Source organism: Chryseobacterium sp. 27AL, from assembly GCF_057815395.1.
Window position 1 is genome coordinate 355,660 of record NZ_JBYRIW010000001.1, and the last position, 20,020, is coordinate 375,679.

23 protein-coding genes are annotated in these 20,020 nt (G+C 36.4%); 15 read left to right on the forward strand and 8 right to left on the reverse strand.

All coding sequences use genetic code 11. The features are described 5' to 3' along the window. Nucleotides 1-8: 8 nt before the first annotated feature. Nucleotides 9-404, reverse strand: a complete 396-nt coding sequence (locus tag AC3WV0_RS01570) for a YbjN domain-containing protein (RefSeq protein ID WP_488843358.1) — start codon at nucleotides 402-404, stop codon at nucleotides 9-11. Nucleotides 405-520: 116 nt separating this feature from the next. Here AC3WV0_RS01570 and AC3WV0_RS01575 point away from each other — a divergent pair, with 116 nt between their 5' ends. After that, on the forward strand, nucleotides 521-1,147 hold the full coding sequence (locus AC3WV0_RS01575) for a helix-turn-helix domain-containing protein (RefSeq protein ID WP_488843360.1): 627 nt from the start codon (nucleotides 521-523) through the stop codon (nucleotides 1,145-1,147). A 190-nt stretch (nucleotides 1,148-1,337) separates the two neighbouring features. On the opposite strand, the gene AC3WV0_RS01580 is transcribed toward AC3WV0_RS01575, so the two are convergent. Beyond that, nucleotides 1,338-2,558: a cation:proton antiporter gene (locus tag AC3WV0_RS01580; RefSeq protein WP_488843362.1), complete on the reverse strand. Its 1,221-nt coding sequence runs from the start codon at nucleotides 2,556-2,558 to the stop codon at nucleotides 1,338-1,340. Between the two features lie 336 nt (nucleotides 2,559-2,894). Here AC3WV0_RS01580 and AC3WV0_RS01585 point away from each other — a divergent pair, with 336 nt between their 5' ends. The 9 genes from AC3WV0_RS01585 (at nucleotide 2,895) to AC3WV0_RS01625 (ending at nucleotide 10,167) form a co-directional block, all read left to right on the forward strand. Then, nucleotides 2,895-5,420 (forward strand): cation-translocating P-type ATPase, encoded by a 2,526-nt coding sequence (locus AC3WV0_RS01585; RefSeq protein ID WP_488843363.1) that lies wholly within the window; start codon nucleotides 2,895-2,897, stop codon nucleotides 5,418-5,420. Nucleotides 5,421-5,541: 121 nt separating this feature from the next. Next, a complete protein-coding gene (locus AC3WV0_RS01590) occupies nucleotides 5,542-6,159 on the forward strand; it encodes a class I SAM-dependent methyltransferase (RefSeq protein WP_488843364.1) in 618 nt (205 codons plus the stop codon). 314 nt (nucleotides 6,160-6,473) lie between these two features. Beyond that, a complete protein-coding gene (locus tag AC3WV0_RS01595; protein ID WP_488843365.1) occupies nucleotides 6,474-6,710 on the forward strand; it encodes a hypothetical protein in 237 nt (78 codons plus the stop codon). Nucleotides 6,711-6,722: 12 nt separating this feature from the next. Next, complete coding sequence (gene trxA, locus AC3WV0_RS01600) at nucleotides 6,723-7,019, forward strand: thioredoxin (RefSeq protein ID WP_488843367.1); 297 nt, start codon at nucleotides 6,723-6,725, stop codon at nucleotides 7,017-7,019. A gap of 1 nt (nucleotide 7,020) precedes the next feature. Further along, complete coding sequence (locus tag AC3WV0_RS01605) at nucleotides 7,021-7,725, forward strand: thioredoxin domain-containing protein (protein ID WP_488843368.1); 705 nt, start codon at nucleotides 7,021-7,023, stop codon at nucleotides 7,723-7,725. 98 nt (nucleotides 7,726-7,823) lie between these two features. Next, nucleotides 7,824-8,192: a hypothetical protein gene (locus tag AC3WV0_RS01610; RefSeq protein ID WP_488843370.1), complete on the forward strand. Its 369-nt coding sequence runs from the start codon at nucleotides 7,824-7,826 to the stop codon at nucleotides 8,190-8,192. 369 nt (nucleotides 8,193-8,561) lie between these two features. Further along, nucleotides 8,562-9,098, forward strand: a complete 537-nt coding sequence (locus tag AC3WV0_RS01615) for a TlpA family protein disulfide reductase (protein WP_488843372.1) — start codon at nucleotides 8,562-8,564, stop codon at nucleotides 9,096-9,098. A 14-nt stretch (nucleotides 9,099-9,112) separates the two neighbouring features. Continuing rightward, nucleotides 9,113-9,721 (forward strand): TlpA family protein disulfide reductase, encoded by a 609-nt coding sequence (locus AC3WV0_RS01620; protein ID WP_488843374.1) that lies wholly within the window; start codon nucleotides 9,113-9,115, stop codon nucleotides 9,719-9,721. Further along, nucleotides 9,718-10,167, forward strand: a complete 450-nt coding sequence (locus AC3WV0_RS01625; protein WP_488843376.1) for a DsrE family protein — start codon at nucleotides 9,718-9,720, stop codon at nucleotides 10,165-10,167. Before AC3WV0_RS01620 ends, AC3WV0_RS01625 begins: the two co-directional genes overlap by 4 nt. Nucleotides 10,168-10,528: 361 nt before the next feature. Here the strand turns inward: AC3WV0_RS01625 and AC3WV0_RS01630 are convergent, their stop codons facing one another. The 3 genes from AC3WV0_RS01630 to AC3WV0_RS01640 all read right to left on the reverse strand — a co-directional run bounded on the left by AC3WV0_RS01630 (nucleotide 10,529) and on the right by AC3WV0_RS01640 (nucleotide 13,106). Beyond that, the gene (locus tag AC3WV0_RS01630; RefSeq protein ID WP_488843378.1) at nucleotides 10,529-11,422 is read right to left on the reverse strand and encodes a cation diffusion facilitator family transporter; all 894 of its coding nucleotides are present in this window, start codon (nucleotides 11,420-11,422) and stop codon (nucleotides 10,529-10,531) included. A gap of 109 nt (nucleotides 11,423-11,531) precedes the next feature. Next, nucleotides 11,532-11,915 carry a YidH family protein gene (locus AC3WV0_RS01635; RefSeq protein WP_488843380.1) on the reverse strand — a complete coding sequence of 128 codons (384 nt, stop codon included), beginning with the start codon at nucleotides 11,913-11,915 and terminating at the stop codon, nucleotides 11,532-11,534. Nucleotides 11,916-12,158: 243 nt separating this feature from the next. Continuing rightward, nucleotides 12,159-13,106: a beta-1,6-N-acetylglucosaminyltransferase gene (locus AC3WV0_RS01640; RefSeq protein WP_488843382.1), complete on the reverse strand. Its 948-nt coding sequence runs from the start codon at nucleotides 13,104-13,106 to the stop codon at nucleotides 12,159-12,161. Nucleotides 13,107-13,487: 381 nt separating this feature from the next. On the opposite strand from AC3WV0_RS01640, the gene AC3WV0_RS01645 reads away from it, so the two are divergent. From AC3WV0_RS01645 to AC3WV0_RS01655, 3 genes are all read left to right on the forward strand, one after another. Continuing rightward, entirely contained in the window at nucleotides 13,488-14,600 is a 1,113-nt protein-coding gene (locus AC3WV0_RS01645; RefSeq protein WP_488843384.1) for a DEAD/DEAH box helicase, read from the forward strand. Nucleotides 14,601-14,652: 52 nt separating this feature from the next. Then, nucleotides 14,653-14,847 carry a cold-shock protein gene (locus AC3WV0_RS01650; RefSeq protein WP_488843386.1) on the forward strand — a complete coding sequence of 65 codons (195 nt, stop codon included), beginning with the start codon at nucleotides 14,653-14,655 and terminating at the stop codon, nucleotides 14,845-14,847. A 222-nt stretch (nucleotides 14,848-15,069) separates the two neighbouring features. Next, nucleotides 15,070-15,528, forward strand: coding sequence for a MaoC family dehydratase (locus tag AC3WV0_RS01655; protein ID WP_488843387.1), 459 nt, complete (start codon nucleotides 15,070-15,072; stop codon nucleotides 15,526-15,528). Nucleotides 15,529-15,608: 80 nt separating this feature from the next. Here the strand turns inward: AC3WV0_RS01655 and AC3WV0_RS01660 are convergent, their stop codons facing one another. Continuing rightward, the gene (locus tag AC3WV0_RS01660) at nucleotides 15,609-16,454 is read right to left on the reverse strand and encodes a transporter (protein WP_488843389.1); all 846 of its coding nucleotides are present in this window, start codon (nucleotides 16,452-16,454) and stop codon (nucleotides 15,609-15,611) included. Nucleotides 16,455-16,592: 138 nt separating this feature from the next. Here AC3WV0_RS01660 and AC3WV0_RS01665 point away from each other — a divergent pair, with 138 nt between their 5' ends. After that, a complete protein-coding gene (locus tag AC3WV0_RS01665; protein ID WP_488843391.1) occupies nucleotides 16,593-17,288 on the forward strand; it encodes a DUF1826 domain-containing protein in 696 nt (231 codons plus the stop codon). Nucleotides 17,289-17,437: 149 nt separating this feature from the next. Here AC3WV0_RS01665 and AC3WV0_RS01670 read toward each other — a convergent pair whose 3' ends face one another. Next, on the reverse strand, nucleotides 17,438-17,959 hold the full coding sequence (locus AC3WV0_RS01670; RefSeq protein WP_488843393.1) for a DUF1440 domain-containing protein: 522 nt from the start codon (nucleotides 17,957-17,959) through the stop codon (nucleotides 17,438-17,440). 221 nt (nucleotides 17,960-18,180) lie between these two features. Further along, entirely contained in the window at nucleotides 18,181-18,804 is a 624-nt protein-coding gene (locus tag AC3WV0_RS01675; protein ID WP_488843395.1) for an RNA polymerase sigma factor, read from the reverse strand. A gap of 234 nt (nucleotides 18,805-19,038) precedes the next feature. On the opposite strand from AC3WV0_RS01675, the gene AC3WV0_RS01680 reads away from it, so the two are divergent. Next, nucleotides 19,039-19,992 (forward strand): FecR family protein, encoded by a 954-nt coding sequence (locus AC3WV0_RS01680; protein ID WP_488843397.1) that lies wholly within the window; start codon nucleotides 19,039-19,041, stop codon nucleotides 19,990-19,992. Nucleotides 19,993-20,020 lie beyond the last annotated feature (28 nt).

Sequence of the window (20,020 nt, forward strand, 5' to 3'; positions counted from 1 at the left end):
TTTATGATTTATTTACTCATTTCGATCATTTCATTGCTGAATTCTCCTACCAGAATTCCTAATGAGTTGATGGAGGCAATGACTTCATTCTGTGCCATATTGTCTGTTGGGAGTGTATCGCGGAAAATAACCCTTCTGCCGGTATTGTCCAAAGCGAATGCTCCGTGCACAATATCCCTGTTTTTTTGTAACAGTGACCGATAAATGTTTTGCGAAGGGTTTTTTATTTCAAAAAGAAACTGTTCCATAATAAGTATAGAATCTGAAATAATTAGAATCATATTCTTTATTCCGCTGGATTCTTTTTCAATGATTAGAATTCTCTGAGCTTCATCTTCCAACGTGATGTTGAACTCATAATCTAACAACCATTCTTTAACCGTTCTAAATATTTGATTTCTCATGATCGTAAGTTTTGTGTCAAATTTTCTTAGACAAATATAGAGCAAATTTTTAAAATTGCAAATATTTTTAGCATTATTTTATTTTAATTGTTATATTTGCTAAAAAAAATAGGCTTATGAGTTTTTTCGGAACCAATATTAAAAAAATAAGGCAGGTTAAAGGCTTAAGTCAGAAGGCTTTTGCTGATCTGTTTGATCTGAACAGGGGAGTCATAAGCTCTTATGAAGAAGGAAGGGCTGAACCTAAAATTGAAACCATTCTAAAGGTTGCCAATTATTTTAACCTTAACCTAGATAAATTATTAACTGAAATATTACAGGTCAATCAGTTGGTAAGCGTCTCTGATATTGATCATCTGATGTTTGATTCTGATAAAAATAATGAGAAAGCCCCTATTGTAAATCGCTATAAAAATGGAAATGTTGTTCAGGAGAATGTTTTGCAAAAATTATTAGCAAATGTTGATTTGATTTACGAATATAAAAGTAAACGGGATATGCAGAATTTTTATCAGGATGGCGATTTGTTGTTCTTGATTTTGGAAACATCCGGTTATTCAGCAGACCGTGTTTTTCTGGATGCGGAAGGTTATTTGCAGTTCGCAGGAGATCACCAAAAAAAAGAAAATGTAAATACATCTTTTTACAGAATTATAGGACATGTTTCAACAGGAAGCAAAAATATGTTTGCAGATATTCTCTCTCGGCTTGACCGGCTGGAAAGTAAGGTGTTTGAAATATGATCAATATATTTGATATGTTTAATTCCATATAAAAAGTTTATAATGCCGAATTATTGAGCATTCCTGCTGTGAATAAATAATTGAAGATTTCATGGGGAATTATTTTCAAAGCTGTCAATATCATAATCTTATTCTATAATACTTTAAAATTATTATTGCCAGTGTGAAATTCTAACTTTCGCTGAATATTTTACTTTTTTATTTTTTTCATAACGGTAGTTGCCGAAAACCCGTGCATAATGATGGATAAAAGAATTGTTAAAGAAACAATTGCCCAAAGCTGATCCTGGTGCTCAAAGTTAAATTCGCTGAAACCGAAAGAAAGGTAAAAAATTGAACCAAGGCCTTTAATTCCGAAAAATCCGATCACCCATTTTTCCTTGTTTTTTATTTTAGCGGTGATCAAAGCCAGCCATGCTGAAAGTGGGCGTATCAATAAAAGGAATAGTAGGACAAATACAATCATATTCAAATCAACCGGCTTTAATATGCCCATCACAAGTGTTCCTCCGAACAAAATCATTAGCAAACTAAGCAGGATCCTTTCAGTCTGATCAGTAAATGAATGCAATTCCTTATGATAATGATGATCCTTTTCATAATGCCTTAAAGTGATACTGCAGATAAAAACCGCTAAGAAACCATAACCATGAGCAAATTCAGTAATGCCATATACCAATAGTGTTGCGGCAATCGCCAGAAAACCGTCCCGGGTGGATAAAAAATCGCTTTTTTCGGATATGCGAAACAGCAGAAAGCCAATAGCTTTACCACTGATCCAGCCAATCAATATACCGGCGATCAGCCTGTAGATTAGATCGAACGCAAACCATTCGAGCAAGCTCGTCTGGCTCCCTGAAGTCATTAATCCAAGGCAAATCGCCAGCCATGTAAATGGGAAAGCAACGCCATCATTAAGTCCTGCTTCGGAAGTTAATGTAAATTTTACTTCAGATTTCACTTTATCGTTTGGAGGGCCAACCTGTACGTCTGCAGCAAGAACCGGGTCGGTAGGAGCCAGCGCCGCGCCGAGTAGCATTGCCGAAGCGATGCCAAGGCTGAGAAAATAATATCCCATACATGCAGCGGCTGCGATACAGGCCAGCATAGTAATGCCGATCAGTTTCAACGGGGAGGACCAGGCCTTAAATGAAAACGGGCGGTCAATCTTTATCCCTGACCCCATCAGTGAGATGATGACAATTAACTCGGTAAGGTGGAGCGTTAAGCTTTCATTATGCGTTGGAAGGGGGTCGGGAAGATAGTTCGGAAAGGCGAGGTAAAGCACAACCCCTCCAATGATATAAAATACCGAATACGATATTCCTGTTTTTTTCGAAAATGCAGGCATCCACGCCATTAAAAATGTGGATGCACCAATAATTGTTAAAATAAGTAAATAATGCTCCATAGATTTCGAGTTGTGTTTCTTTCGCCATCAATTATGTTTTTAGATTTGTCAGCGAGCAGGATATTTAATGGACTACCTTCGGTCACGCAAATATCCCGCCACAACGAGTCGGCTTGTTTGCAGGCACAAAATTTATGTTTCTCTGATTGTATTTCATCTTGTATATTTTCTGACAGAATTGATTTTTTTTAATCATCTATATGACATCCAAATCTTTGATGGTCAACTCACATTTCATTATATCTGTTATCCATTACACCGAACCTGATACTTGTCAAAAGGAAATTCAATTTGTATATAATAATTGCTTATTTTTAGATAACTTATTAATTTAATATGTCTTACAGTATACCCGAAGGCTTTAAAGGTCTTACACAGGATGAAGTGACAGCTTCCAGACAGCAAAATGGATATAATCGCCTGGAGGAGATTCATAAGAGTACATGGTTTGATCTGATTGTTAATATTTTAAAAGAACCGATGCTGATCTTGCTTATCATTATTTCACTTATTTATGTGATTGTGGGAGATTATGGGGAAGCCGCTTTTATGTTTGTGGCCATCGTGGCGGTAACCGCTATTTCTTTTTATCAGGATAATCGCAGTAAAAAAGCGCTGGAAGAACTAGAGAAACTGAACGAACCTCTGAGTCTGGTTATCAGAAACTCGCAAATAATGGAAATTCCGACCCATGAAATTGTTGTAGGTGACTTATGTATTACCGAGGAAGGAAAAAACATAAATGCTGATGGAGTGATTGTATACAGCAATGATTTCTCCGTGAATGAATCTCCTCTTACCGGTGAAAGTTTTTCAGTTTTTAAAGATAGCAAATCCGGAGACAATCTTGTTTATAGCGGTACGGTTACGGTTTCAGGTTTGGCCATTTTTGAGGTGCAAAAAGTTGGCCAGGAAACTCGTGTCGGGAAAATTGGAAAATCTATATTAAACATAAAAGAAGAAATATCGCCATTACAGATCCAGATCCGGAAGTTTGTAAAATGGATGGCTGTTACTGGAATCATTATTTTCCTTATGGTTTGCATCTTCAGTTATAGTAAGACCGGAGATGTGATAACGAGTCTTCTTAGCGGATTAACACTGGCAATGTCTGTATTGCCTGAGGAAATTCCTGTAGCATTCACCACATTTATGGCGTTGGGGGCGTGGAAGCTTATGCGGAAAGGAATTATCATAAAACGAAGCAGTATTGTAGAAACTTTAGGAAGCACTACGGTGATCTGCACCGATAAAACCGGAACTATCACAGAAAATTCAATGCAGTTGAAACATTTGTATGATTACCGGTCTGGCAGGACTTATGAAGAAGAGGACTTTAATGCTGAAAATTTGAAAGAGCTGATCGATTATGCAATGTGGAGCAGTGAGCCTGTCCCTTTTGATCCCATGGAAATCACTTTGCATAAAACGTATCAGCAGACTCAAAAAAATGATATTAGAAAAGAATATAAGCTGTTTCATGAGTACCCTCTTGAAGGCAGGCCGCCGATGATGACTCATCTTTTTGAAAATGCAAATAAAGATAGAATTATTGCAGCAAAAGGCGCTCCGGAAGCTATCCTGAATGTTTCCCATCTTTCAGAGACAGAAAAAAAAGAAATAAGAGACATTATAAAAACATTTGGACAGCAGGGCTACCGCGTTTTGGGAGTTGCGAAGTCACAGTTTGAAGGAAACAATTTTCCTAAAAGACAGCAGGATTTTGTATTTGAATTTTTAGGACTTACGGTATTTTATGATCCTCCCAAAGCAGGAATTTATAAAGTATTTCAACAGATCTATGGTGCAGGTATTAAGGTAAAGGTTATAACGGGAGATAATGAAGATACAACCAAAGCTATTGCAATGCAGGCAGGAATTATCAACACGACTCCTGCCATCAATGGCAGTGAAATAATAAATAATTCTGAAGAAGCATTAATGCAAATCTCGGAGCAGACTACTTTATTCACCCGGATGTTTCCGGATGCGAAACTGGCAGTAGTAAACGCCCTGAAAAAGAATGGCGAAGTAGTAGCCATGCTTGGAGATGGTGTAAATGATGGCCCTGCCTTAAAAGCCGCGCATATTGGTGTTGCAATGGGAAATAAAGGAACCGAAGTTGCCAAATCAGCTGCTGCGCTGGTCATTACAAATGATGATTTAGAAAAGCTGATTGTCGGAATTGCTGCAGGAAGAAGGATTTATAACAATATTAAAAAGGCAGTTCAGTATATTATTTCCATTCATATCCCTATTATACTTACGGTATCGCTGCCCCTGTTTTTGGGATGGATATTTCCACACATATTTACTCCGGTTCACGTTATTTTCCTCGAATTGGTGATGGGTCCTACCTGTTCTATTGTTTATGAGAACGAGCCCATGGAGAAAAACACAATGAAACAGCCGCCAAGAGCTATGGGAGATACTTTTTTAAGTTTTGGCGAGCTGGGAATCAGCTTTATTCAGGGGATTGTGATAACCCTCGGAGTTTTATTTGTATATCAGTTTATGGTTCAAAACGGGGGTGATGAACCAAAGACAAGAGCAATGGTATTCAGTACACTGATCTTTGCCAATATATTACTGAGCTTTGTCAACCGATCGTTCTTTTACAGTGTAATAGAAAGTTTCAAAAACCGTAATCCTTTACTTACGGGCATTTCTGTTTTAATATTGATGATGCTTATGGCCATATTATATATAAAACCGATTTCTCTATTCTTTAAAGTAACTGCACTCAATATATACGAATTGGGGATAGCTGTTTTCATCGCAGCGGTTTCTGTTTTATGGTTTGAGATTTATAAATATGTCAAAAGAAAAAGAAAATTAACCTTCAGGAAGAACATACTTTAAGCCGGGGTTTTATCTGGTAATGTCATTTTTCTGGCTGCAGAAAAGAAATGTCAAGTGGAGGAGCTTTCTATAAAGTAATAAGTGAATTAAAAGAATTAATTTTAAAGAAAAAAATAATCATATGTATCAGAAAGATTTTTGGGACAATCGTTACAGTCAGGAAGAGTTTATCTATGGGAAGCTGCCGAATGAATATCTGAAAGAAAAGTTAGATATTTTAAAACCCGGGAAAATTCTTTTTCCTGCAGAAGGAGAGGGTAGGAATGCTGTGTATGCAGCTGCAAAAGGATGGAAATCTGAAGCATTTGACCAAAGTGAAGAGGGAATGAAAAAAGCACTTGTATGGGCAGGCGAAAACAATACGGAAATTTTTTATACATTATCTAATGTAGAAAATATAGAATATCCAAATTCTTCTTTTGATGTTTTAGCTATGATTTACGCTCATTTTCCGGGAGATCATAGAAGAGATTTTCACCAAAAACTCACCCGATATTTAAAACCCGGAGGTTATCTCATAATGGATGGTTTCTCTAAACTTCAGCAAGAATATCAGCAAAGAAATCCTCAATCGGGAGGACCGAGAGATTCTGAAATGCTGTATGATCTTGAGGAGCTAAAAAAAGATTTTGAAAACTTTGATATAAAAGAAGCTACTGTACAGACAATTGTGCTCAACGAAGGAGATTATCATAAAGGTGAAGCATCTGTGGTAAGAATTTTTGCCGTTAAAAAGTAATTTTTCTTTGTGATCAAGGTTACTGAAAAAAGGAGAAATAAGTTATAATTTTGTATCTGTAAACCACAAAATGTAAAAGTAACATTCTGTTTCAGACTATTTATGATAGGTCTTTCGCGGGCCAGCTACTTCATCGAAGTCAGGGAAAGGGTAAAGTGATTGTCATTGACGAAAAGGAGATATCATTATTAAAGTGGTGACAGAGCTGTGATTGCGTATTCTTTGAAGAAAAATGGTTTCGGAATGCTAATAACTTTTCTGATGAATGAAAGAATGGTTAGAAAATGATAATGTTGTACCCAAATAAAAAAGAAATGATACAAAATATATTAAAAGACTGGAACTTTGTACGGTTGCTTCGTTTGGCAATGGGAGTTTTCCTCATCGTGGAAGCCATAAGATCTGGAATGTGGTTTTTTGTTGCTGTTGGAGCAGTTTTTGTTGTCATGCCATTGTTGAACATTGGCTGTTGTACAACTGGGAACTGTTCTGTACCAATTCGCAATTCAAAAAGAACAGATGATGAGGTAGAATATGAGGAAATTAAATAAAAGTATGGCAAAATGAATAAATTTCAAGAACTTATCAATCAGGACAAACCTGTTTTAGTGGATTTCTTTGCAGAATGGTGTGGTCCTTGCAAAATGCAGGCTCCCATTCTTCAGGATTTGAAAAAAAATATTGGTGATGCTGCGAGTATCGTTAAAATTGACGTCGATAAAAATCAGGCCGTTGCTGCACAGTTCGGGATCCGAAGTGTTCCGACTCTGATGATTTTTAAAAACGGGGAAGTGAAATGGAAACAGTCCGGTGTTTTTCAGGCGGATGAATTGGAAAGATTAATCAGGCAAAATAGCTAAGATGTATAAAAACCTAATCGTTGTATTTTTTCTCATCGTATTGACGGGATGCGGAAAAGCTCAGAATAATAATAGTGAAACTAATCTTTCTGCTGTAGAATTTTCTAAAAAATTAAACCAGACCAAAGATGCGCAGTTGGTGGATGTAAGAACACCCGGAGAATTCCGAAACGGACATCTGAAAAATGCAATGAATATCGACTGGAATGCAGATGATTTTACCAAAAAAGCAGAAGTTCTCGACAAAAATAAACCTGTTTTTGTGTATTGTATGAGCGGACCAAGAAGTACGGCAGCAGCTGAAAAACTTCAGAAAATAGGCTTTAAAAACGTCTATGAAATGCAGGGTGGAATGATGAAATGGAGAAATGCCAATCTTCCGGAAATCAAGTCACCCACTTCAGCAGGAATGAGCCTGGCACAGTACAATGAAATGCTAAAAAGTGAAACGCCTGTACTGGTAGATTTCTACGCAGAATGGTGTGCGCCATGCAAGAAAATGGAGCCCTATCTAAAAAAAATGGCAACCGAAATGCCTGATAAGGTAAAAATTGTAAGAATTAATGCTGATGAAAATACAGAACTTTGCAAAGCATTAAATGTTTCGGCGCTTCCTGTTTTAAAATTATACAAAAATGACAAAGTAATTTGGGAGAATCTGGGTTTTGTGTCTGAACAGCAGGTGAAAAATAAGATTACTCAATAATGTTTTTTGTTATAAAATCTGTTAATATTTTTGACAAAAAAAGTTTAAATTATATTTTTGCCTGAATGACCAATAAGAAATTAAATACCAGTCATACAATGAAAAGCATCCTGTCGGTGTTTTTCATTGTATGTATTTTGATTTCTTCCTGCGCTGTAAAATATGGTATCAAAAACCTTTTTAATCTACAGCCGTCCGCAAAAAGCCACACCTCCGTTCCAAAGGAAAAATTTACGGCTAGCACAGCTACAACAGCTGCCTGCAATTTCTGTAAGGAAAAAGAAATTACCGCAAAAAGTAATACTCAGTTTTCCGTATTCGATTTTCAGGAGCTTGCTGCATTTACATTCATTTTATTTTCAGGAGCATTTCTGTTTATAAAACTTTGCAAACATCCCTTTTACGGTGCTTCCAAAATCGGAAATGCCGTTCCCATCTTTATACAATACCGCAAACTTATCATTTGATTTAAAACTTCCCAGATCTTTTATTTTTTAAGAGAATTATACGGTTTTACATTTTTATTAATCCTTACCGGAAGCCATCCGGTAACTTTAATGTTTCATACAATGATAAGAAAAAGTCTGTCAGTCCTTATTCTGGGGCTGATTACACAACAGTCTGTCCTTTATGCCCGGCAAGTATTCTACAGACTCAATCGGGAACCTTTGTGATTACCTTTAATGATAATACGGTGAAGAGAATCACTGTAAAAGAAGAAATTACATATGAAAAGCTGACCGAGGTTTTGGTGCATTTTCCGAAAACGATAAAATTTGAATAAAACCTTCCGAAGATTGGAAGAAGGTAAAATATTAATCCCAAAAAAATAAACAATGACAATGATTTTAAAATCTAAAACGGCTATTCTTATACTGCTAATCTCCCTGTTTTCCTTACAAGCCAATGCAATGCAGTCGGATGCTGAACATAAAATTCAAATCAAAAGTCCGGATAATCTTAATGATGATATTATCTTAATTGACAAAAACGGTAAGAAAATAAGGCTGAGTGAACTGAAAGGAAAAGTAGTGTTCATCAATTTCTGGGCAACCTGGTGCAGACCTTGTGTTGAAGAAATGCCCACACTCAACAAACTGAAAAATAAATTCAAAGGAAATGATAAAATCATTTTTGTTTTTTTGAATGTAGAAGCTAATCTTATAAAATCTAAGAAATTTATGAAGGATAAAAACTACGAACTTCCGGTGTATGTCGCAGCAGATACGATTCCTTCCAGGTATTTTCAGGGAGCAATTCCCACGACTTTAATCTTTAATAAAAAAGGAGAACTGGAAGCACAGATTCAGGGTGGGAGAGATTTTGACCAGCCTCAGATCTATGATGCCCTGAAAACTTTAACTGAACAATAAAATATAGTCAGACAATGGAAAAATTTAAAATATGGCTTCGGAAAAACTGGAGTACAGCCATTCTGGTAGTAATATTCATCGTATTAATGGTAAGTCCCGATGCAAAAGCCTGGCTGATGCGGCAAATCATTTCAACCGGTCTTCTCAATTCGAAAATTGAAGAAAAGAAAGAAGAACCGGTTTCTGAATCAAGTCCTTTAGCAGTCACTGAAAATTTCAGTGTCAGGAATGAAAAAGGAGAGGTTGTCAATACTTCTAAACTGAAAGGAAAAGTGGTTTTTATTAATTTCTGGGCATCATGGTGTCCGCCTTGCCGCGCGGAATTTCCTTCGATTCAGAAGTTTTACAATCAATATAAATCAAATAAAGATCTGGTTTTTCTCACAGTCAATCTGGACGATCAGCCTGCTGCCGGTAAAATGTATCTCGATAAAGAACGGTTTACTGTCCCGTTTTTAGTTCCGGAGGGTTCTATTCCTGCTTCATTTTTTAAAGGCTCGCTTCCCACGACCGTAGTTTTGGATAAATGGGGGAAAATCAGGATGCATCATGCCGGAATGGCAGATTACAGCAAAGATTCTTTCTACGAAGAGATCAATCAACTTTTAAATGAGCAGCTATGAAAAATTTAATAAAAATAATGACCTTATCAGTTTTCCTGACCGGCTCTATGAGCTTTGCTCAAAAGAAAAACTTTTACGAGCCTGCAAAATCTATTAATCAGGAATATAATGCTCTGTATGTTATCAATGAAGCAGATGACCAGAAAATCAAAGCCGTCATCAGAAATATCAATAACGCACTTGAAGATCCGAGACTGAAAGGTAAGCTGAATATTGAATTGCTGGCTTTTGGAGGCGGAGTGGAAATGTTCCGAAAGAAAAACCCATATCAGGAACTTCTTGCTGCTCTGAAAGATAAAGGCGTGATCATGGTACAGTGCGAAAATACGCTTCGCGAGAAAAAAATCGACAAGTCCGAATTGTTTGATTTTGTCAAATATACACCCAGCGCAAACGGGGAAATGATTTTGAGACAGTATGAAGGCTGGGCAATAGTTAAACCTTAAAACTTGAAATTATAAATTATCAATAGGATTCATCAACGATGTTCACGATATTGTGAAAAGCGCAGGAGGTTCCTTAGATACAATAGTGGGTCACTGGGAATTTTAGGCTGCAATATTTTGATGAAAAAACAAATCAATTTTACAACCTACAAAATCTCGGAGATTAAAGGACTGAAAATTGGTATTATTGGGATTTTCGAATATTATTTGAACTACTGAAAAAAGTGAAGGATTTATTTGCCTCAGCGCATATACTCACAACAGAAATGTACGAAGCAGAGAAAGTAGGCATCATACAGTGTGATTGCCAAGCTCTTTGCAGGACATCTGGAGCTTGATATTGAACATTAGCAGTGCTGATCTATTCCGGCTGTATGATCACAAAACGAACTAATTTAAATTCATTTTTTATAGTGTTGCGAATACGCTGAATAGCTTCAGTAATCTCTTCGGTATCCAAGTGGTCTTTAAAGTCTATAATAAGCATCAGAACGACTTCTTCAGGCGATTGATAGGTAGATAATATGCTTTTTGTTCTAAGCACAGCAACATCCTGCTCTGCTAGTTTCGTGATTTTTTCTCTGGTCTCTGGCGCTAATCCTTCTCCCATCAGCAAACTTCTGCTTTCTCTGGCCAGTATAAGAGAGACAAAGACGAGGATTAATCCAACTATAATCGATGCAAGACCATCTAATTCCGGAATTTTAAAATAATGACTTATTCCCATTAATATCATAACAACGATAAGGCCGGATACGGCTGCGCCATCTTCAAAAACAACAAGAAAACTGGAGGGATCTTTGCTTTTAACGATTGCATCCCACCATGCCAGGCCATTACGGGTCTTATTGAATTCTTTCACAGCGATAAAGAGGGATGTGCCTTCAAAAATAAGAGACAAGGACAATACAATGTAGTTCCAAAAGGGATCCTTCATCACTTCAGGTTCCAGTATATGCAGAATTCCCTGGTAAATGGATAAGGCCCCGCCAAGTCCGAATATCAGAATCGAGACAACAAAAGACCAGAAATAGAGCTCTTTTCCGTAACCAAAAGGATGTGATTCATCAGGAGCTTTCTTACTTCTCTTTATACCATAAAGAAGCAATAGCTGATTGGTCGTATCAACGGTTGAATGGATACCTTCAGAGATCATCGACGAGCTGTTGGTGAATGAACCCGCAATAAATTTCGTTAGTGCGATCAAAAGATTGGCGGCAAGCGCACTGTAAATTGATTTGCGATTATTTGCCATTGGTTATAGATTTAAGTAGGAAAGGATTAACAGGAGCTTTACCGTTATCAAGATCATTTCCGTCAATATAATTTTTTTATACACGATGTGCGTAACGTAAATTGTTATATTACATGCTGCTAATGAAATAGCCTATGAGAAAAACGCTGATGGATATAATAAGAATTGTAACGAACAGTATTAACGAATTGCTTTCGACAAACAGATCCTGCCTGATTCTTTTTTGAGTTTTTCGGTAATTGAGGTAAGATAGAAAAAGAATCAAAATACCCGCAGCTACAAGGATGAGTCCTGTAAACCCGGAGTATTCTTTTTGCGAATGGATAATGAGCCTGTTTGAATCAAGCAGTGTAATTTGTTTTAGAAATACAGAGAACTTTACCAATATCAACCCGAAACCCATTAGTGCCACTGAAGTTCTTAACCATGCAAGGAATGTTCGCTCATTAGCAAGATAATCATTTGTCTTGTTTTTTTCGTCTTTATGTACCATCGTAATTTCAATTGCTTAAAATACACATGCAAAATACAATCCAATACCTTTTTTGAGATGGTCTATTTGTATGGAGTAAAGACTTACAGCAGTTCAAGTGTTTAAAGATATGTTATTAAAGATTCTCCATGCTATTTATTGTATGAATTTAAAGTTAAAATAAAGACATTGTTTAACAATTTCAGTTAAAGGAAGTTCTGATTTCCAAAGTAAACTGTCAGCCAAATTGGTGTAAAAATAATTTTAATTATTATCCCGATTATCGCGTTTTAATTCTCTTTCAATCTCATCTATTTCGGGCAAAGGGAGATCGTAACTTTCATGTATATAATTAAGAATATTTTCGTTGGTCTTAGCATTGATTTTCCTTATAAAAAGCTGGTTTTTAACTTTTAATGATCTGATTAGGTGGTTGTTGTACAGATCCTTGTTGAAGAGTGTTTTTTCAATGAATGCTCTTTTATCATCATTTACAATGATATCTTTAAAGATCGTATTCATCAGAACAGTCTGAAAGAATGACTCGGCGGGTAGAAGAGTATGCAGATAATAATCTTCAAAATCCATCACCCTTTTGTTATTTATCAGGAACATGCATGTTTCTCTGGTGAAAATAAACCATTTGCCTCCGATATAAGGCGTTACACCTTCCATAAATTCTCTTTTGTAGATTAAAGATGAGATTTTATGGGTCAGTTCCGTAAAATGATTCTGTATTCTCTGGAGCGTATCGGGCCTGTAAAATTTTTGATCATAATAAAAAAGGTAGTTCTTGCCGTTATTGATGGTAAGAAACTGTCGGATAATAGGTTGTGATTTTAGAGGGTAATCTTCGCCACTTAGATTAATAAAATAATCCCAGTCTTTGCTTACACTGAGCAGATATTCCATGGCGTTAAGCTCTGCCTGAATCATGCTGAATCCTCCCGAGACAATATTCATGCTTTCTAAAATATATACATTGGGAAACTGTGTCAGATATAGCTGGATTTCTTCGGTTACTTCCGCTTTTGCTTTCCGATCTATATGAATAAGATAGAACTGATCGCGTGTGTAAATTTTGCTGAACATCGCTTTAAAGATCTCCGGCTTATGATGTACCATTATAAAGTAAGCAATTCGGATGGATGGAGATTGAAGGGTATCTGAGGTTTGTGATTGTGGCTTTGGCGTGGCAGCAAGAGCTTGCATAAGATTGGAATTTTAAAATCATCCGCACTTTGCAAATAATTTGGTTAATTTGCGTAATGTACGAATATTATTTTGATAATCAGCTAATTATATTGTGCTGTTACTAAATTGTTTTAGCGTAGCTTTGCATTGCATTTATAAAACAGGTTCCTGCTTTGCTATTCTGCAATAATTAAAATCATATTTTATCATTCAGTTTGCTTTTTCAGCTGCCCTATTGTCAACTTATCTTATTAAAATAAAAGCTTCAACTTATAAGCTATCCAAATTTTAAAAGAAAAGTTTTGTGAGTTAAGCATAGAGAATCAATACCATTCCTATGAGTACAATTAATTCTTTTGAAAATGTATTTTCCGTAAAGTGTCGGGAACTGCAAAAAATATGATAAGTTTCAAAAATTTAAAATTAATCAATCCGATTATCCGTGCCATTACAGAAGCCGGATATTCTAAGCCAACCGAAATACAGAATTTTGTAATACCGACTATTTTAGAAGGTAAAGATCTCCTGGCATCTGCCCCGAAAGGAAGCGGAAAAAAATCGGCCTTCACGGTACCCATACTCCAGCTGTTAAAAAGAAATCCGAGCGAGCATACAAACATCCGGGTTCTGGTACTTGCTTCTACAGACCGTTCGGCCATAGAAATTGAAGAAAAAATCAATCAGTCGAGCAAGTATCTGACTTTACTGCATCTTCGTATTAATGATGAGGAATCAACAGAAAGTCAGCTTGCGGCCTTTAGAAAGAGGGTAGATGTGCTGGTAGCAACTCCCGAAAGATTACTGGAGATCATCCGTAAAAGACCAATTAATTTTTCTAAGCTGGAAATTCTGGTTCTGTATGATGCCGATAAAATGCTTGAAAAAGTACTCATAAGCCGGGTAAAAGATGTTCAGAAACTAATTCCTAAAAATATACAGACCTTGGTTTTCTGCACAGAGCCTTCAACTTATGTGAGGAAATATGTATCGGTTTTTCTCAGAAATCCTGTGGAAATTGCCATACACGAACGATCGGTAGAGATGGATAATATTTCGCAGTGTGTATATTTTGTTGAGAAAAGAGATAAATCCGGATTGCTAATCGATTTGCTGAAAAGCAATAAGAAATGCTCCATGGTTTTTACCCATAGCAAATATATTGCTGATGAACTGGTACAAGATCTCGAAAAAGCAGGAATCAGCACAGGATCGATACATGGAAACAGAACTCAGACTGCTAAAAACGGCGTATTGGAAGATTTCAGAAATGGAAAGATCCAGATTTTGATCACCACGGATATAGCCGCAAAAGGCGTTGATTTGGATCAGCTGTTACATATAGTGAATTATGATCTTCCCGATATTCCTCAGACTTATGTTCAGAGAATTGAAAGAATAAGAAAATTCGGAAATGGAGGGTCATTAATTTCATTCTGTACGGCAGATGAGCATATCGATCTGAAGAATATTCAGAGTCTGATTGGTTTTACAATGCCCGTCGGAACAATATAAAATAAAGCTGTAAAATTTACAGATTATCCTATACAATTTAACAATAATTACAATGCAACAAGGCACAGTAAAGTTTTTCGACGAAGCAAAAGGCTTCGGATTTATTTCTCCTGCAGATGGGAGTAAAGATATTTTTGTACATTCTTCAGGATTGACGATGAGATTTCTTCGTGAAAATGACAAAGTAAATTTCGATATCCAACAGGGAGACAGAGGTTTAAATGCTGTAAATGTAAGGCTGGTATAACTACCGGAAAGACCATTGATTTACATATGGCAAAACTTTTATTATTAACACCACTATTGTCTCACTAAATATTATACTTGACTGTTTTAATATATTGTTTGAATGAATATTGATGCAAACTACATCGTTTTCCATGTTCATCAGCCTCTTGCTTTAGTGAGAGGTTTTAATAATTTAAACACTTTAAATCTATTATTAAAGTTTAATTAAATACTTACTAAAATGATCATTATCAATAATTTTAATGAATACAAATTGCTGGAAGGCACTATGGTTGGTACCTCTTTGTGGCACACCATAGATCAGGATCAGATCAACCGTTTTGCGGATGCAACGCTGGATCACCAGTGGATCCATACTGATGAAAAAAGAGCTGCGGAGGAGAGTCCTTATCGATCTACGATAGCTCACGGATATTTGACGCTTTCCCTGATTCCTTATCTCTGGAAACAGATTGCTGAGGTCAGAAATATAACCATGGAAATCAACTACGGAATAGAAAATTTCAGATTCGGACAGCCCGTAAAAGTTGATGATCAGGTATGTCTGCAGGCAACTATAAGATCTGTTAATAACCTTAAAGGAACAGTGAAAGTAGTGGTTGGAGCCAAGCTTCTTATTAAAGATCAGTCAAAACCCGCATACACAGGAGACGTATTATTTCTTTATCATTTTGAATAAGATGATATATTTTGATTTGACTGCTTAGAAAGGATTCAATCAAATTAAAAAAATCCTCATATGTAAAGATTTTTGTCCGATTAATGTAAATATGAAAAACCAACAAAATAATGTTTTTCTGCATGATGCTGAAGTCCGTAATTGAGTCCGGCATCAACTTTAAAGTTTTTAACGACTTCCATTTGAATTGCCGCATTAATGTAATTTGAAAACTGATGAGCTTTAAAATCATACGTATAATAGGTCTCGGCGATACCATCAATATTTTTTGTAATCGGATGACTGATCGTAAGGGTCTGCAGGAATTCAGTATGCATTTCAGGCTGATCCTGATCTTTTAATTTATCAACTTCTACCTGAAATCCTAAATTCCAGTCACCTTCAAATTTATAAAGCATTGGTACAATCAGACCGTATTCTATGCGACTTTCATGATCATATTGTGAAGTCGGAAATTTAACATAAGGCAGAACCGCCATTACAAAATTTCCTTTATCATTACCGATGATATTTTGTTTTATTCTAAAATTGATATCGCCAAAACCATCGGTATGCGAAGTATTTCCGGAACTCTTTTCAGTCTCTTTCTGGAAGCCATAAGTCTGAAATCCGATCTGCATAGCGGTTGATTCTGTAATTCCGATTTTGATATTTCCCTGATTGATCAGCAGTGTACGGGTTTGCGTTAAATCAGAATTTTCTTTCCTCAGCCTGAGCAGATCCGTTTCGTACTGGATATGGCCGGCATCAACCGTATAAGGCGATTCTGTTACATCAGGACGGTCTGTTTCCATTTCCCGCATCATTGATTTTGGAACAGGATTAAATAAAGTATACTTTTTAGGCAATTCCTGTTGGGCATTAAACAGATTTGAAATAAGAAATACAGGAACAATTAATTTCAATACATAATAATGATAAGTCATCGTTTTTTTCACAAATAGTACAAAATGTGTACTAGTATTTATAAAAAATTCAAATGTGGTATTTAAAGTGGGCGTATCGGAGATGTATAAAGTTATGGTAAATGTTTATTTTTGCATGCAATTGAAAAAACGTTTATTATGAATTACATTTCGTCGGAAAGTCATTATGGGATCGTCTCTTCTTTTTCAGATCTTGTTTCTGTAGGTTTTCAGGGGAATGTGAATGCTGTTTGCTGGCAGAGAGATCTTGACGTTGATTTTCATGAAATTGTAGCTAAGCTTACCTTAAAAGAAAATATCACAGAGATTTTTATTGATGATCTTATGAAGCTTGATTTGTCTGAAAAGGGAAATCTGGCAAGAGAAATTATCATCAGTGATATGCAGATGTTGTCTGATTTTGGGGCAGCACCTTCGCTCAATCTGTTAAAAAGCTACGACAGGGACGAAGAATTCGATTTTATTTCAACCGATGTTTATTCATATCACGCCGACCGTTCACCAGTTGCAACGGATACTTTTCTTTGCACTTATTTTGGTGCAGCCAGTGATTTTTTACCAAATGACCAATGTGTACAGAAGATCCTGATTCCCGAAATCCGAGAAAAGCTTCGAGCATTGTGCGATGGTGACGATGAAGAATTTGAAACGTTCCTGAAAGACAATTATTTTGATCTGCACTATCTGCCTAAACCCGGTGCCACACCTGTCAATTTAGGAAATGGTCATCTTTGGAGGCTGGCGGTTGATCATCCCGATCAAAAAGTTTTACCATGCATTCATCGGGCACCACAGGAGAAAGAAGGAGAGTACAGGCTTCTGTTGATTTGTTAAATATTTAAATCTGCATTATTTTAAAATCTTAATACTTTTCTTTTCTGGATTCACAACAATGCTTTTATAATATCCGAGGCGGGTAGCTCAAGACTTTCCGGCCATCAAATATAAGTTTGTTGTTTAAATTAAATAATTAAGTCCAGAAATTAAAAAAGCATATTCATGAGTTTTCTTGTCTGCTCCATGCTCACTCCGAAAATAATATGTGAACCAAATTCCCAGACCCACCAGGATGCCGGCATCTCAGAGACTTTTCCCTGCAGTTTAAGGGCCGGAACGACAGAACCGTGTGTCAGTGCCCATACCACAATTCCTGAGGCGGTGCCTTCACCTACTGTAAAACCTTTGTTTTTATTTGCCAGCATCACATAACTCACACCAATCATTGTTCCTAAAGCGTAATGGATAATTTTCATAGATTTTAAGGTGTCATCATACGAAAGTTCTCTGCCGGCAATGGTAGCATAGACTTCTTTTGCTAAAACTGCCGGCGGCATATTTTCCGGCTGGCGGGTCACATCTGCGCCCCGTAATTCAAGCTCATCTGGTTCTGGTGGAAATTGTTTTTCCCCCAGCTTTTGCAGAGGTGGTTCTACCAGCGATTTAATTAATGAAGCCAACAATCCTACAGCAATTCCTTTTATAATCGTATTTGTGGTTGTATTCATCTGTAAAAACTTAAATTTATTTTATTGTTAAATTTCCGGCGGCCATTGAAAATGGCCGCCGGAATTATATTGTGATTTAAAAAATATAACTGTTTAATGTAACACTATTTATAGGCTTTATTTCGGATATCTGTATACAACTTTATTGCCAATCAGGGATTTCTGTGGCAAATGCTTCAACATTAATATTTATGGTGTATTATTCTTTAGTGGTCACAGCATTACTGATTTCCCATCATCAGCTCAATCATCAGCATAATAGAAATGAATTTTTTGGAAGATTGGTATTTAGGGTTCAGCTGTTGCCGAATTTCGCCAATGGCATTGCTCAGCTTATTACTGACTGTTTTATTGGTTAGGTCTAATGCTTCAGCGGTTTCATTAACAGACATATTTTTACGGATTCTCATGTCATAGACTTTCTGTTCGGTGACAGGCAGGGTAGAAACGACTTCATCAATCATCGCAAACAAATCCGAAATTTCATGCTGATCAAGAATTTCAAAGTATTCTGTGTCGGTAATATCTGTAAAACTTTCAGATTCATCGATCCGTATGGCAGACCATTCTTTTTTATGACTGTTGAAATGATCAATCACTCTGTAATGGAGATGCTTCAGAAAATATCCTTTTGCACTTTCATTTGCGTCGGTTTGTATGCTTTCTGTATTTTCAAGAATTTTAATCCAGAGATTCTGCAGCAATTCTTCTGCAAGCTCTCTGTTCTTTGTCCTTACAAAAACAAAACGGTACAAATCATCCCAATACCTTTCGTAAAGTATCATAAAAGCCGGCCGGTCGCCTGTTTTTATTTTTTTCAATAGTATGTGATCCGTCTGATTCATTGATGCAAAATTACCTAAAGGAAAATTAACTTTTTGTGAACTTTGACAATTGCAATATTAATTATTTCTGAAAATCACAGGCGGAATACGGTTCGAATTCTGAGAAATGGTTAAGAATTACTGCAAATTGTTAACAACTTGATTCTAATATGAATACAATGTTAAATCTGCGCTGGGGAAGTTTTCTGTTTCTGCTGTTTTATAGATGTAACGGCGATCGTTTATCAAGAATTTATGAAAAACCTACAGTATAAAGATATTCAGGCATTCGTTTTCAGACTTTGGGAAAGGGAAGTTTCTGAAGAAAAAATTTCCGGGAAAGAAACCGAACTTTTAAAGCAGTGGAAAATCAGTATGGAAAAAAATCTGGACGAAAATTACAGTAAGGAATCAAGAGAAAGAGTCTTATTTTCATTAGAACCGTATTTCGTTCCAACCGCAATTATTAACGATTCCAATGTCTTCAGTAAATACTTTTTCCGGATCGCGGCTGTGATTGTACTGCTTTTTACATTAGGAGGTTTTTTCATGTACAATACTTTCGTGAAGCCTGACCTCTATTTTGCGGATTCCGAAAGTCAAAAGATTCATCTGGCAGATGGGTCGGTAGTGCTTTTGCTTCCCGGTTCACAGCTTACGGTTGAAAAATCCTTTCCCGCAGACACAAGAGTTGTGAAACTTAAAGGTGATGCAATATTTTCTGTAGCAAAATCAAAAAAGCATCCATTCATTGTAAATGCTGATGGTTTCAGCACCAGGGTCTTGGGAACTGTTTTTAAAATTACCCAAACCGGAAACAACAAAGCGGTAGATCTTTATGAAGGAAAAGTTGCGGTTTCCTATGCGGGAACGCATATCGCTTATCTGAAACCTCATCAGAAATGGACCAACTTCGGCATTGCCCGTACTGCTGCCGTCATTTCTTATGGAAAAGAAAAAAAATCGGATAAGGCATTGCCGTCTTTATTGTCATTAAGCTTTAATGATGTGATACTGAAGGAAGTTACGGACGTTCTGCAAAAAAATTATAACATCAGTATTATTTATCCTAAAGAATTTGCCGAAAAGAAAATAACTGCCGATTTCACAGGTGGAAATACTGATGAAAATATTGAAGCCCTTGCATTCATACTTGGGCTGGAAGTACAGAAAGAAAAGCAGACGTATATCCTGAAAAATAATAAATAAGAAAGCTAATAATCAGATAAATATAATA

Coding starts and splice junctions, on each gene's coding strand:
- AC3WV0_RS01570 (WP_488843358.1), bottom strand. CDS start 404: ATGAGAAATCAAATATTTAGAACGGTTAAAGAATGGTTGTTAGATTAT.
- AC3WV0_RS01575 (WP_488843360.1), top strand. CDS start 521: ATGAGTTTTTTCGGAACCAATATTAAAAAAATAAGGCAGGTTAAAGGC.
- AC3WV0_RS01580 (WP_488843362.1), bottom strand. CDS start 2,558: ATGGAGCATTATTTACTTATTTTAACAATTATTGGTGCATCCACATTT.
- AC3WV0_RS01585 (WP_488843363.1), top strand. CDS start 2,895: ATGTCTTACAGTATACCCGAAGGCTTTAAAGGTCTTACACAGGATGAA.
- AC3WV0_RS01590 (WP_488843364.1), top strand. CDS start 5,542: ATGTATCAGAAAGATTTTTGGGACAATCGTTACAGTCAGGAAGAGTTT.
- AC3WV0_RS01595 (WP_488843365.1), top strand. CDS start 6,474: ATGATACAAAATATATTAAAAGACTGGAACTTTGTACGGTTGCTTCGT.
- trxA (WP_488843367.1), top strand. CDS start 6,723: ATGAATAAATTTCAAGAACTTATCAATCAGGACAAACCTGTTTTAGTG.
- AC3WV0_RS01605 (WP_488843368.1), top strand. CDS start 7,021: ATGTATAAAAACCTAATCGTTGTATTTTTTCTCATCGTATTGACGGGA.
- AC3WV0_RS01610 (WP_488843370.1), top strand. CDS start 7,824: ATGAAAAGCATCCTGTCGGTGTTTTTCATTGTATGTATTTTGATTTCT.
- AC3WV0_RS01615 (WP_488843372.1), top strand. CDS start 8,562: ATGACAATGATTTTAAAATCTAAAACGGCTATTCTTATACTGCTAATC.
- AC3WV0_RS01620 (WP_488843374.1), top strand. CDS start 9,113: ATGGAAAAATTTAAAATATGGCTTCGGAAAAACTGGAGTACAGCCATT.
- AC3WV0_RS01625 (WP_488843376.1), top strand. CDS start 9,718: ATGAAAAATTTAATAAAAATAATGACCTTATCAGTTTTCCTGACCGGC.
- AC3WV0_RS01630 (WP_488843378.1), bottom strand. CDS start 11,422: ATGGCAAATAATCGCAAATCAATTTACAGTGCGCTTGCCGCCAATCTT.
- AC3WV0_RS01635 (WP_488843380.1), bottom strand. CDS start 11,915: ATGGTACATAAAGACGAAAAAAACAAGACAAATGATTATCTTGCTAAT.
- AC3WV0_RS01640 (WP_488843382.1), bottom strand. CDS start 13,106: ATGCAAGCTCTTGCTGCCACGCCAAAGCCACAATCACAAACCTCAGAT.
- AC3WV0_RS01645 (WP_488843384.1), top strand. CDS start 13,488: ATGATAAGTTTCAAAAATTTAAAATTAATCAATCCGATTATCCGTGCC.
- AC3WV0_RS01650 (WP_488843386.1), top strand. CDS start 14,653: ATGCAACAAGGCACAGTAAAGTTTTTCGACGAAGCAAAAGGCTTCGGA.
- AC3WV0_RS01655 (WP_488843387.1), top strand. CDS start 15,070: ATGATCATTATCAATAATTTTAATGAATACAAATTGCTGGAAGGCACT.
- AC3WV0_RS01660 (WP_488843389.1), bottom strand. CDS start 16,454: ATGACTTATCATTATTATGTATTGAAATTAATTGTTCCTGTATTTCTT.
- AC3WV0_RS01665 (WP_488843391.1), top strand. CDS start 16,593: ATGAATTACATTTCGTCGGAAAGTCATTATGGGATCGTCTCTTCTTTT.
- AC3WV0_RS01670 (WP_488843393.1), bottom strand. CDS start 17,959: ATGAATACAACCACAAATACGATTATAAAAGGAATTGCTGTAGGATTG.
- AC3WV0_RS01675 (WP_488843395.1), bottom strand. CDS start 18,804: ATGAATCAGACGGATCACATACTATTGAAAAAAATAAAAACAGGCGAC.
- AC3WV0_RS01680 (WP_488843397.1), top strand. CDS start 19,039: ATGAAAAACCTACAGTATAAAGATATTCAGGCATTCGTTTTCAGACTT.